This window comes from Betaproteobacteria bacterium (assembly GCA_009377585.1).
GTDB lineage: Bacteria > Pseudomonadota > Gammaproteobacteria > Burkholderiales > WYBJ01 > WYBJ01.
Genome location: WHTS01000010.1, coordinates 90,607 through 102,357, shown reverse-complemented (window position 1 = coordinate 102,357; position 11,751 = coordinate 90,607). Strand labels below are relative to the sequence as shown.

9 protein-coding genes, 1 tRNA gene, 1 other RNA gene and 1 pseudogene (1 of these 12 only partly in view) are annotated in these 11,751 nt (G+C 64.5%); 5 read left to right on the top strand and 7 right to left on the bottom strand.

Annotated elements, in window-relative coordinates:
- The 3 genes from GEV05_05940 to GEV05_05930 all read right to left on the bottom strand — a co-directional run bounded on the left by GEV05_05940 (nucleotide 1) and on the right by GEV05_05930 (nucleotide 2,540).
- A tRNA-Ser gene (locus tag GEV05_05940) sits at nucleotides 1-90 on the bottom strand.
- A 105-nt stretch (nucleotides 91-195) separates the two neighbouring features.
- On the bottom strand, nucleotides 196-2,274 hold the full coding sequence (locus GEV05_05935) for a cation acetate symporter (GenBank protein MPZ42933.1): 2,079 nt from the start codon (nucleotides 2,272-2,274) through the stop codon (nucleotides 196-198).
- A complete protein-coding gene (locus GEV05_05930; GenBank protein ID MPZ42932.1) occupies nucleotides 2,274-2,540 on the bottom strand; it encodes a DUF4212 domain-containing protein in 267 nt (88 codons plus the stop codon). Before GEV05_05930 ends, GEV05_05935 begins: the two co-directional genes overlap by 1 nt.
- Before the next feature lie 201 nt (nucleotides 2,541-2,741).
- On the opposite strand from GEV05_05930, the gene GEV05_05925 reads away from it, so the two are divergent.
- Entirely contained in the window at nucleotides 2,742-3,410 is a 669-nt protein-coding gene (locus GEV05_05925; protein ID MPZ42931.1) for a response regulator, read from the top strand.
- A 147-nt stretch (nucleotides 3,411-3,557) separates the two neighbouring features.
- Here GEV05_05925 and GEV05_05920 read toward each other — a convergent pair whose 3' ends face one another.
- Genes GEV05_05920 through acs form a run of 4 tightly spaced genes read right to left on the bottom strand, consistent with a single transcriptional unit; the run spans nucleotide 3,558 to nucleotide 8,930 of the window.
- Complete coding sequence (locus GEV05_05920; protein ID MPZ42930.1) at nucleotides 3,558-3,941, bottom strand: response regulator; 384 nt, start codon at nucleotides 3,939-3,941, stop codon at nucleotides 3,558-3,560.
- Nucleotides 3,938-6,688, bottom strand: a complete 2,751-nt coding sequence (locus GEV05_05915) for a histidine kinase (GenBank protein ID MPZ42929.1) — start codon at nucleotides 6,686-6,688, stop codon at nucleotides 3,938-3,940. Before GEV05_05915 ends, GEV05_05920 begins: the two co-directional genes overlap by 4 nt.
- 25 nt (nucleotides 6,689-6,713) lie before the next feature.
- Nucleotides 6,714-6,911, bottom strand: a complete 198-nt coding sequence (locus tag GEV05_05910; GenBank protein MPZ42928.1) for a hypothetical protein — start codon at nucleotides 6,909-6,911, stop codon at nucleotides 6,714-6,716.
- A gap of 54 nt (nucleotides 6,912-6,965) precedes the next feature.
- Nucleotides 6,966-8,930: an acetate--CoA ligase gene (acs, locus tag GEV05_05905; protein ID MPZ42927.1), complete on the bottom strand. Its 1,965-nt coding sequence runs from the start codon at nucleotides 8,928-8,930 to the stop codon at nucleotides 6,966-6,968.
- Between the two features lie 281 nt (nucleotides 8,931-9,211).
- Here acs and GEV05_05900 point away from each other — a divergent pair, with 281 nt between their 5' ends.
- The 4 genes and pseudogenes from GEV05_05900 to GEV05_05885 form a co-directional block, all read left to right on the top strand.
- Entirely contained in the window at nucleotides 9,212-9,766 is a 555-nt protein-coding gene (locus GEV05_05900) for a TIGR00645 family protein (GenBank protein ID MPZ42926.1), read from the top strand.
- A gap of 55 nt (nucleotides 9,767-9,821) precedes the next feature.
- An RNA gene (ffs, locus tag GEV05_05895) (signal recognition particle sRNA small type) lies at nucleotides 9,822-9,920 on the top strand.
- 48 nt (nucleotides 9,921-9,968) lie between these two features.
- Complete coding sequence (locus tag GEV05_05890; protein ID MPZ42925.1) at nucleotides 9,969-10,511, top strand: outer membrane beta-barrel protein; 543 nt, start codon at nucleotides 9,969-9,971, stop codon at nucleotides 10,509-10,511.
- 60 nt (nucleotides 10,512-10,571) lie between these two features.
- Nucleotides 10,572-11,751, top strand: a pseudogene (locus GEV05_05885) (DNA polymerase III subunit gamma/tau) (it continues 698 nt past the right edge of the window).

Genomic DNA, 11,751 nt, shown 5'->3' with positions numbered 1-11,751 from the left:
TGGCGGAGAGAGTGGGATTCGAACCCACGATACGTTTTCACGTATACACGCTCTCCAGGCGTGCGCCTTCGACCGCTCGGCCATCTCTCCGGAGCGGGGAATTCTAGCAGATGGCCCCCCACTCTTCGGTCGCGCGAGGGCAAAAAAAGCCCGCCAAGAAGGCGGGCTCGAACTGGAGACTTCCTCCTCCTTCGATCAGGTCGCGCGCGTATCGATATCGCCGGCGAGCACGGGGTAGCGCACGTGGTCGACCAAGTTCTGCACCTCACGCGAGGGTTGAGGCGTGAGCAGGCTGACGATGACGATGGTTGCGAAGCCGATCGGCACGCCGAACACGCCGGCCGAGATCGGGTTGATGCCGAACCACTTCAGCTGATCGATCGGTGTGGTGACGCCCAGCAGATCGCGCAGGAAGGGGTAGGTCGCGGACATGTAATAGAGGCAGACGCACAACCCGGCCAGCATTCCGATGATCGCGCTCCACTTGGTGGCTCGCTTCCAGAATACGCCGAGCACGAGCGCGGGGAAGAACGAGGAGGCGGCGATCGAGAACGCCGCACCGACCAGGAACAGGATGTTTCCGGGCTTGAGGGAGGTGACGTATGCCGCGATCACCGCGACCACGAGGAGCAGGCCCTTGGCGACGGCGAGACGCGCCTTGGTGGCGGCGTTGGGGTTGATCATCTTGTAGTAGAGATCGTGCGAGAGCGCGTTGGCGATGGTGAGCAGCAAACCGTCCGCGGTGGATAGCGCCGCGGCCAGTCCGCCGGCCGCCACCAATCCCGATATCACGTAGGGCAATCCGGCGATCTCGGGTGTCGCCAGCACGATGATGTCGCCCCCGAGCACGATCTCGGCCAGCTGCACGATGCCGTCGCGATTGATGTCGGTGATCGACAACAGCGTCGGATCGACCTGGGCCCAGTTCGCCGCCCAGACCGGCAGCTCGGCGAAGCTCGATCCGACCAGGAAGTGGTAGACGTCGAACTTCGCGAGCACGGCGAGCGCCGGCGCGGTGAAGTAGAGCAGGAAGATGAAGAACAGCGACCATCCCACCGACTTGCGGGCTTCGCGCACGCTCGGCGTGGTGTAGTAGCGCATGAGGATGTGCGGCAGGGCCGCGGTGCCGATCATCATGCAGAACACGATGCCGAGGAAATTGAGCCGCGCGGTATCCCGGGCCGCCTCATCCTTTCCGGGAAAAGGAGTGGCGTGCGGGCGCGGAGGCGCGGCGCGCGCCGCAAGCCCCTTGTCCTTGGTCCACTGCGTCTTGGCGGCGTCGATGTCGTTGGGATAGGCGGCCAGCGCCGCTTCGGCTGCGCTCAGCTCGCTTGCCGGAGCGTTCTGCGCCTTCAGGTCGCTCACGCGCCGCTCCAGCGCAGCGCGTTGCTCGCCGAACGCCTTCTCCGGCTCCTTCAGCGCCGCGTTCGCCGCATCCATCCGGCCCTTGAGAATCGCACGAACCTCCTGCTCCTTCGGGTCGGAGGTCAGCTGCTTCTCACGCTCGGTGACCTTCTGCAGCGCCTGCCCATACGCAATCTGCGGAATCGGGTTGCCGGTGTGCTTCACCGACAGCCACACCACGGGGATCAGGTAGGCGACGATGAGAATGATGTACTGGGCGACCTGGGTCCAGGTGACAGCCTTCATGCCGCCCAGGAACGAGCACACCAGAATGCCGGCCAGACCTACGAACACGCCGACGCCGAACTCCAGCCCCGTGAACTTGCTGGTGATGATGCCCACGCCGTAGATCTGCGCGACCACGTAAACGAACGAGCACAGGATGGCGCAGACCATGCCGATCGTGCGTACGATGTTACCGCCGTAGCGCGCGCCCAGGAAGTCGGGGATGGTGAACTGGCCGAACTTGCGCAGATACGGTGCGAGGAACAGCGCGACCAGCACGTAGCCGCCCGTCCATCCCATGACGAACGCCAGCCCGTCGAACCCGGCGATGTACAGCGTTCCTGCCATGCCGATGAACGAGGCCGCGCTCATCCAGTCGGCGCCGGTCGCCATGCCGTTGAACAGCGCAGGCACCCGGCGGCCGGCGACGTAGTATTCCGCTACCTCGGCCGTGCGGCTGGTGATGCCGATCACGGCGTACAGCAGGATGGTCGCGAACAGGAAGCCGTAGCCGATCCAGCGGTTGGGCAGGCCGAGCTGCTCGGCGATCGCCAACACGATGATGAAGGCGACGAAGCCTCCGGTGTAGATGCTGTAGTAGCGCTTGAGCTGGCTGTAGAACGCCGACTGGCTTTGGGAAGCCATCAGTCTTCCTCCCCTTCCTGTACGCCGTACTCGCGATCGAGCCGGTTCATGTAGAGCGCATAGGTCCAGATGAGCACGACATAGATGATCAGGGAACCTTGCGCGGACATGTAGAAGCCGAGCGGAAAGCCGAGGAAGCTCAGCTGGTTCAGCTCCCGCGCATACCAGCCTTCGACGAAGGTGGCGACGAACCAGATTGCGAGCAGGATGAAGGTGATCGTGAGGTTCTTGCGCCAGTACTCACGATGTTTCTCGGTCAACTGCATAAACCCTCCAATCGCCGTTCGTTGTAGGGAATCGGTCGCTCGCGAAGTTGCGCTGCGCCGATCGTTTGTTATATTTTTAGCCAATCTAGCCAAAGACTCTTACAGAATCCTGTCGGATCGCTGTTTGCATCGCAATACCACGCTTGTCTAGGGTTGCCTGTGGCTGCCCATGGCATGGAAGTGCGGGGGAGTGAGCGAGCTTTGCGTATCCTGATCACCGAAGACGATGTGGCGCTGGGCGAAGCGCTGCGCTACTCGTTGACCCACAGCGGGTACGCGGTCGACTGGATGCAAAACGGCGCGCTCGCGGATAGGGCCTTACGTAGCAACGTCTTCGACCTGCTGATCCTGGACCTCGGGCTGCCACAGCTCGACGGCTACGACGTGCTCAAACGCCTGCGCAAGCATGATGGCCGCATTCCGGTGCTCATCCTTTCCGGCCGTGAATCGGCCGGCGACAAGGTGCACGGGCTCGATCTGGGCGCCGACGATTACCTGGTGAAGCCGTTCTCGCTCGACGAGTTGCACGCCCGCATACGTGCTTTGCTGCGCAGGGGCAAGGGCTCGGCCAATCCGACCATCCGCGCGGCCAGGCTCGATTTCGATACGGTCGAGCGGGTCGCCCGCATCGGCGAGCGCGCGCTGGATCTCTCGATGCACGAAACCGCCGTGCTGGAATCGCTGCTGCAGCGGCTGGGCAAGGTCGTGAGCAAGGAGCAGCTGGTGGAGCGGATCTACAGCTACGATCGCGACGTCGGCACCAACGCGATCGAGGTGTACGTCCACCGCCTGCGCAGGAAGATCGAGGGCAGTGGGCTCGCCGTCAAGACTCTGTACGGGCGCGGGTACGCACTCGAAGCCACGTCGTAACAGCCCTCTTCCGCGTCCACCTGCGTCCTCACACGGTCGTCCAATGCGAGTCGTGGCTGCAGCATCCGAGCCTGTTCGAGCGATCGCGCCCGGCGCACGGCAGTGCTGCGGCGATCCAGTGCTGCCGGAGGTGCACGCGCGCCGGTTTCATGGCCGCAGCAAGGCGCGCACCGTGGCCATCAGCTCGCGCGTCCCGAAGGGTTTGGTGACGTAAGCATCCGCGCCCAGGGCAAGCCCTTTCTCGATCTCGCTCGCCCGTCCCTTGGCGGTCAGCACGACGACCTTGGTGTCGGCAAGCTGCGGGTCGGCGCGCAGCCGCCGGCAGATATCGAAGCCGTTCACGAGCGGGAGCATGAGGTCGAGCAGGACGAGATGCGGGCGTACGGACTGCAAGGCGCGCAATGCGTCGTCGCCGCTGGTTGCGATGTGCACTTCGTAGCCCGCTTGCGTGAGCAAGAACTCGAGCGAGACGACGATGTTGGGCTCGTCCTCGACGATGAGGACGCGCTTGGCGTTCGGCCTGGTGCTCACGCAGCTGCCCTGCCTTCCACCGAAGGTGCGATGGGCAACGTGAAGCTGAAGATCGAGCCTTCGCCCGGTTCGCTCTCGACCCACATGCGGCCACCGAAGTGGTTTACGATCTGGCGGCAGATGGCGAGCCCGAGCCCGCTGCCTTGCGGCCGGCCGCTGGTTGTCTCGCCGAGCTGGCGGAACTTTTCGAACACGAGCTCGCGGTGCTCCGGCCGGATGCCGATGCCGTTGTCGGCGACATCGACCCGAACCTGGTCGCCGTGGCGCTGCATCGATACCCGCACCCGACCGCTGCCCGCTTCGCAGAACTTGACTGCGTTCGACAGCAGATTCAGCAGCACTTGCACCAGCCGGTCGCGATCGACCACGAGCGGCGGGATTTCGGCCGCCAGGTCGGTGTTGAGCGCGATGTTCTTGTCGTCGAACAATCGGCTGGTCGCGGCGAGCGCATCCTCGATCACTTCGCGCAGATCCACCTCGGCATGGTGCCATTCGGCCTTGCCGGATTCGATCTTGGCGAGGTCCAGCACCTGGTTGATGAGACGCGTCAGGCGCTCGGATTCCTTGATGACGATACCGAGGAAGCGCACGCGCTGCGCGCGTTCGAGGTCGGGATTGTCGTGCAGGATCTCCGACAGCGCACGGATGGAAGTGAGCGGCGTGCGCAGCTCGTGGCTCACCGTGGATATGAAGTCGTCCTTCAGCCGATCGAGCTCGGTCAGGCGCTCGTTGGCCGCGCGCAGCTCCGAGGTGGCCGCTTCCAGCGCGCGCGATTTCTCCTCCAGCTGATGGCTGTACGCGATGACCTGGGAAGCTTCGTCGAGTATGTTCATCACCTCTTCGATTCCCGGCGGCTCCTCTTCCACCACCGAAGCCACCAGCACGCGGGCGGAGGCTGCGCCTACGGCGCCGGCCAGCAAGCGCTCGGCGAACTGCACCGTCTCCGCGTCGCCTGGCAACTCGGCAGGCGCCTCGACGCGGCGGTTGCGTGCCAGCGCCGCGAACGCATCGGCGGCATGGTCGGGTCCGAGGAAACGTCCGACCAGACGCTGCAGCTCCAGCGCCGACGCCGTCCCGCGCCACAACCGCATCGGTTCGCGCGTGCGGCGGAAGACATCCACGAACAGGACCGCCTGGTTGTGCTCGGATGCGCTTTGCCGGGTGAGCAGCGAAACGCCAACGTAGAGTCCGACGTTGAAGAGCATGCTCCACACCATCGCGTGAGTGGTCTGATCCAGGCCGGCCAGACCGAACAGCGCCAAGGGCTTGAGCAGTTCGATGCCGAGCGGGCCGCTTTCTATGAAGCTCGCCGGCAGCCAGTTCGAACGCGCGAATGCCGGCAGCAGCAGCGTGTATGCCCAGACCGCGAAACCTGCGCTCAGCCCGGCAAGCGCGCCCGCGCGGGTTCCGCCTTTCCAGTAGATGCCGCCGAGCACGGCCGGCCCGAACTGGGCGACGGCGGCAAACGAGATGAGGCCGATCGCGACCAGCGCATAGGCCTCGCCCGCAAGGCGGAAATACAGGTACCCCAGCATGACGATGACGACGATCGCCCAGCGGCGGATGTCGAGCAGCAGGTTCGACAGGTCGGCGCGCTCACTCAACCGCAGCCGCCGGCTGCGCAGCAGCACCGGCATCACCAGGTCGTTGCATACCATGGTCGAAAGCGCGATGGTCTCGACGATCACCATGCCGGTGGCCGCGGAAAGGCCGCCGATGAAGGCGAGAAGGGCGAGCCCGGTCTGCTGCTCGGCCATCGGCAGCGTGAGCACGAAGGTATCGGCATCGACCCCGCCATGGGGGAAGTTGAGCAAGCCGCCGAACGCGATCGGCAGCACGAAGATATTGATAGCCAGCATGTACAGCGGAAACAGCCACATCGCGGTGCGCACGTGCTTCTCGTCCACGTTCTCGATCACGGCCACCTGGAACTGCCGCGGCAGGAACAGGATCGCGAGCATCGACAGTACCGTGAGCCACGTCCAGCTCGCATAGCTGTCGACACCGCCGAACGGGGTCATGAGCGGTGCGATGCGCTCGTCGGCTCGTGCGCGGGTGAAAAGATCGGCGAAGCCGTCGAACATGCCGAAGGTGACGAACGCGCCCACGGCGATGAATGCCAGCAGCTTCACCAGCGATTCGAAGGCGATCGCCGCCACCATCCCCTCGTGGCGCTCGGCCGCGTCGAGATGGCGCGTGCCGAAGGCGATGGTGAAGCCGGCGAGGATCATCGCGACGTAGAAAGCCGTGTCCTGCAGGATCGTCACCGAGCCCAGCATGCTCGGCATCTCGATGGCTGGGTACTGTACGAGGATCGTGAAGCTGTTGGATATGGCTTTCAGCTGCAAGGATATGTACGGCAGGATGCCGAGGACCGCGATCACGGTGACGAGGCCCGCCAGCAGCGCGCTCTTGCCGTAGCGCGAGGCGACGAAGTCGGCGAGCGAGGTGATGCGGTTCACCTTGCTGATGCGGATGATCTTGCGCAGCACCAGCCACCACAGCACGGCCATCAGCGTGGGCCCGAGATAGATCGGCAGAAAGCCGATGCCGTCGCCCGCTGCCCGCCCGACGCTGCCGTAGAACGTCCAGGCGGTCGCGTAGACGGCGAACGACAACGAATAGATATAAGGATTCGCGATGATCGAGCGGCCTTGATCGGCGCGCTTGTCGCCGTAGAAGGCGATCGCGAACAGCAGGCAGAGATAGGCGAAGGAGGCGAGGACAACCACCCAACCTTGCAGCATCGCCGGCTCTCCTGGCCTTACGACATCAGCGCCTGCGCTCGACGATCCAGACCGTAAGCGCTATGAGGCCGCCCCAAGCAAGGAAGATGTAGGCGTACACGACCGGGATGCCGAGGATTGCTGCGGCCCTGTTGAACAACGACAGGATCGGATAGTTGAATAGCACCGCGCCAAGCAGAAAGGTCGCCACCAGTTTCTGCGGGTCGATGTTCGGCTCGCGCATGCGGGCTGGAAGCAGAGGCGGGAGGGGTTCGAGGCCGACTCCTCTCGTCCCCCCTCAGCTCACCTCTTTCAGCTGATCGAGGATCGCGGGGTTCTCGAGCGTGGAGACGTCCTGATTGATCTCCTCGCCTCTGGCGAGCGAGCGCAGCAGCCGGCGCATGATCTTGCCCGAGCGCGTCTTGGGAAGATTTTCGCCGAAGCGGATGTCCTTGGGCTTGGCGATCGGACCGATTTCCTTGGCTACCCAGTCGCGCAGCTCGCTGGCGATGCGCCCGGCCTCCGCGCCGCTGGGGCGCGTCTGGCGCAACACTACGAAAGCGGCAATCGCCTCACCGGTGAGATCGTCGGGCCGCCCGACCACGGCCGCTTCGGCAACCTTGGGGTTCGATACCAGCGCCGATTCGACCTCCATCGTGCCCAGGCGGTGGCCGGAGACGTTCAGCACGTCGTCGATGCGGCCCATGATGGTGAAATAGCCGTTGGCATCGCGGCTCGCACCGTCGCCCGCGACATAGAGCTTGCCCTTGAAATCGTCCGGGAAATAGGTGCGGCGGAAGCGATCCGGATCGCCCCAGATCGTGCGCAGCAGCGACGGCCAGGGCTTGCGGATCACGAGAATGCCGCCCTTGCCGCGCTCCACCGAGTTGCCGGTCTCGTCGACGATATCGGCGATGATGCCGGGCAGAGGCAGCGTGCACGAACCGGGCTTGAGCGGCGTCGCACCGGGCAGCGGGCTGATGAGATGGCCGCCCGTCTCGGTCTGCCACCAGGTATCGACGACGGGACAGCGCTCGCTGCCGACGGTTTGGTAGTACCACATCCAGGCTTCCGGGTTGATTGGCTCGCCCACCGTGCCCAGGATGCGCAAGGACGACAAGTCGTATTGCTTCGGCAGGTCGGCGCCGAGCTTGATGAGCGATCGGATTGCGGTCGGCGCGGTGTAGAAGACAGTGCACTTGTGGTCCTGGATCATGCGCCAGAAGCGGCCGGCATCGGGGTAGGTCGGCACGCCCTCGAACATGATCTCGGTCGCGCCCACCGCCAGCGGCCCATAGCAGACGTAAGTGTGGCCGGTAACCCAGCCCACGTCGGCGGTGCACCAGAAAACGTCGCTCGGCTTGTAGTCGAACACCCACTGCATCGTCAGCACGGCCTGCAGCAGGAAGCCGCCGGTGGAATGCTGCACGCCCTTGGGCTTGCCGGTCGATCCCGAGGTGTAGAGGATGAACAGCGGATGCTCGGCGCTGACCCACTCCGGCTCGCAGGTTTCCGGCTGATCCTTGACCAGATCGTGCAGCCACAGGTCGCGACCGGATACCCACTGCACGTCAACGCCGGTGCGCTTGTACACCACCACGTGCCTGAGCGTGTCGGTGCCGCCGAGCGCGATGGCTTCGTCGACCGCGGCCTTGAGCGCGATCGCCCGGCCGCCGCGCATCTGCTCGTCGGCGGTCAGCACTGCGACCGCACTGGCATCGATGATGCGCTCGTGCAGCGCCTTGGCCGAGAAGCCGCCGAAGACCACCGAGTGGATCGCGCCGATGCGGGCACAGGCCTGCATCGCGACCACGACTTCGATGCTCATTCCCATGTAGATGATGACCCGGTCGCCCTTCTTGATGCTAAGGCTCTTCAAGCCGTTGGCCATCGCACACACGCGCCGATGCAGGTTCCGGTAGTTGATGCGCGTGATCTTGCCGTCGTCCGCCTCGAAGATGATCGCGGTCTTTTCCGGCTGGGTCTCGAGGTGGCGGTCCAGGCAGTTGTACGAGGCGTTCAGCGTGCCGTCTTCGAACCACTTGAAGAAAGGCGCATTGGAATCGTCGAGCGAGCGGGTGAAAGGCTTGTGCCAGAGCAGGTTCTCGCGCGCCAGACGGGCCCAAAAGCCTGCATAGTCGCGCTCGGCTTCGTCGCACAGTTTCTTGTACGCGTCCATGCCCGGGATGTTCGCCTGCCGGGCGAACGCATCGCGCGGCGGAAAGATGCGGTTTTCCTGCAGGATGGACAAGATGGTCGACATGGGAATCTCCTCTTTCAGCCTTGATCCGGCGCTTTGCTTCGCGTGCCTTGCCTCACGTGCCTCCCCGGCCCGCCGCGACGCCCAAACCGAGTCAATGGAAGCACTATTGACCAGTGCTGTAAAGCCCGCCGCAGCTCGCGTGCCGTGGATCGACCCGGCCGGCTTGCAGCCCACAGCCGCCATTCACCATTTGCCGAGGGGATTGGGCCGGGCAGGGGCTTGCGGTACACTGCGCGCGCCGTCGAAGCGGCGCTTTGCGTACCTCATCCTGCAAGAAGCGAATGGAAACGACCACACCCACCACACCCTACAGGCCGATCAAGCCGTTGCCGAATTTCATCTTCATGAGCCGCTGGCTGCAGGCGCCGCTTTATTTCGGCCTCATCATCGCTCAAGGCGTATACGTCTACCGGTTCATGATCGAGCTGTGGCACCTGGTGAGCACGGCCAATACGATCCAGGAAACCGAGATCATGTTGATCGTGCTGGGTCTCATCGACGTGGTGATGATCGCCAACCTGCTCATCATGGTAATCGTCGGCGGCTACGAAACCTTCGTGTCGAGACTGGACCTGGAGGGCCATCCGGACCAGCCGGAATGGCTTTCGCACGTCAACGCCGGCGTGCTCAAGGTCAAGCTCGCCACTGCCATCATCGGCATCTCCTCGATCCACCTGCTCAAGACCTTCATCAACGCGCCGTCGCTCGACGACAAGACGCTCATGTGGCAGACCCTGATTCACCTCGCCTTCGTGGTCTCGGCGCTCGCGATCGCGATGACCGAGCGCCTGACGCATCCGCCGCATCCGCCGCATCCGCCGCAACCGGCGCATTGAGCGCACCGGTGCGTGCAGGTGGATCGCAGCCGGGTTTCCGGGCATACTTGACGGTGGCGGGCCTCCCCGCATTGCATGGTAGTGAATCTGGTCAGGTCCGGAAGGAAGCAGCCACAGCTATTCTCTGCAAGTGCCGGGGGTTAGGCTCGCCACCTTCGATTCGCTATGATTCGCGCGTTGCCCAGGGAGAATAAATCGAACCATGCGCGTCTTGTGCCTTCTCGCGTGCCTCTTTTTTGGGGTGGCGCAAGCGCGAGCCGTCGACGGAATGGCGGTCGAGTTCGGCACGTCGAATTCCTCCAACGCCTCGGTCGACATGGCGCGAGTCGGCGTGCAGTGGAACTGGCCCTGGCGCTGGCCGCTGGGCTCCAACTGGCACGTCGGCGGCTACTGGGACCTGAGCCTCGGTTACTGGGACAACGACGGTCGCAATCAAACCCACAACAGCATCACCGACCTCGGCTTCACCCCGGTGTTTCGCCTGCAGCCGAGCCATCCCGGCGCGGTCGCGCCGTACCTGGAAGCCGCGATCGGCTTTCACTTGCTGTCGCACACTTCGCTGAGCCCTCAACGACGCTTCGGCACCAAGTTCCAGTTCGGCGATCACCTGGGCCTCGGAGTTCGCTTCGGCACGCGGCACGCCTTCGACGTCGGTTACCGCTATCAGCACCTGTCGAATGCCGGCATCAAGCAACCGAACCAGGGAATCGAATTCCACCAGGTACGCCTGCAATATCATTTCTGATCGGCCGGTGGACGCCTGCCGAACGGACGTGATGCAGGCTCGCAAGCAACCGCGCGCACGATGACTCAGGCCCTGGCACGCAAGTGGCGCCCGAAGACGTTCGCCGAGCTGGTCGGGCAGGAGCACGTCGTGCAGGCGCTGGCCAACGCGCTCGGCACACAGCGCCTGCACCATGCTTACCTTTTCACCGGCACGCGCGGCGTGGGCAAGACGACGCTGGCGCGCATCCTGGCCAAAGCCTTCAATTGCGAGCGAGGCGTAAGCGCAACTCCGTGCGGGGAATGCGGCGCGTGCAGTGGCATCGACGCCGGCCGCTTCGTCGATCTGCTGGAGGTCGACGCAGCGTCCAACACGCAGGTCGACAAGATGCGCGAGCTCCTGGAAAACACGCTCTATGCGCCGACTGCCGGGCGCTACAAGGTGTACGTCATCGACGAGGTGCACCAGCTGTCGGGGCATTCGTTCAACGCGATGCTCAAGACGCTCGAGGAGCCGCCCGAGCACGTCAAGTTCGTGCTCGCGACCACCGATCCGCAGAAGGTGCCGGTCACCGTGCTTTCGCGCTGCCTGCAGTTCAACCTGCGGCAAATTCCGCCGGCGCAGATTCGTGCGCGCCTTGCCACGATCCTGGAGAGCGAGTCGATAGCGTACGAGCCGGCGGCCATCGGCGCGCTGGCCCAGGCGGCGCGTGGCAGCCTGCGCGATGGGCTCTCGCTGCTCGACCAGGCGATCGCACATGGCGCAGGCAGTGTGAGCGCGCAGTCGGTCGCCGCCATGCTGGGCCTGGTCGGGCGGGAGCATCTGCATCGCATCGCCGAGGCGCTCGCGCAACGCGACGGGCCGGCGCTGATCGGTGAGGCCGATGCCATGGCGGCACACGGGCTCGCGTTCGAACAGGGTCTGCAGGAGTTGGCAAGCCTGTGGCATCGGATCGCGCTCGTGCAGATCGTGCCCGGGGCGATCGCGGCGGACGATGCCGACGCGCGCGAGATCGAGCGCCTGGCGCAATGCTTCAGCCCCGAAGAGGTGCAACTCTACTATCAGATCGTCAACCAGGGACGGGCAGACATCGTGCTTGCTCCGGACGACTATGCCGGCTTCACGATGACGCTGCTGCGGATGCTTGCGTTCGCGCCCGAATCGGCTGCCGCTGCGGCGGGTTCGAGCGGCGCTGCGGCGGGTTCGAGCAGCAGCGCGGCGGGTTCGAGCAGCAGCGCGGCGGGTTCGAGCAGCAGCGCGG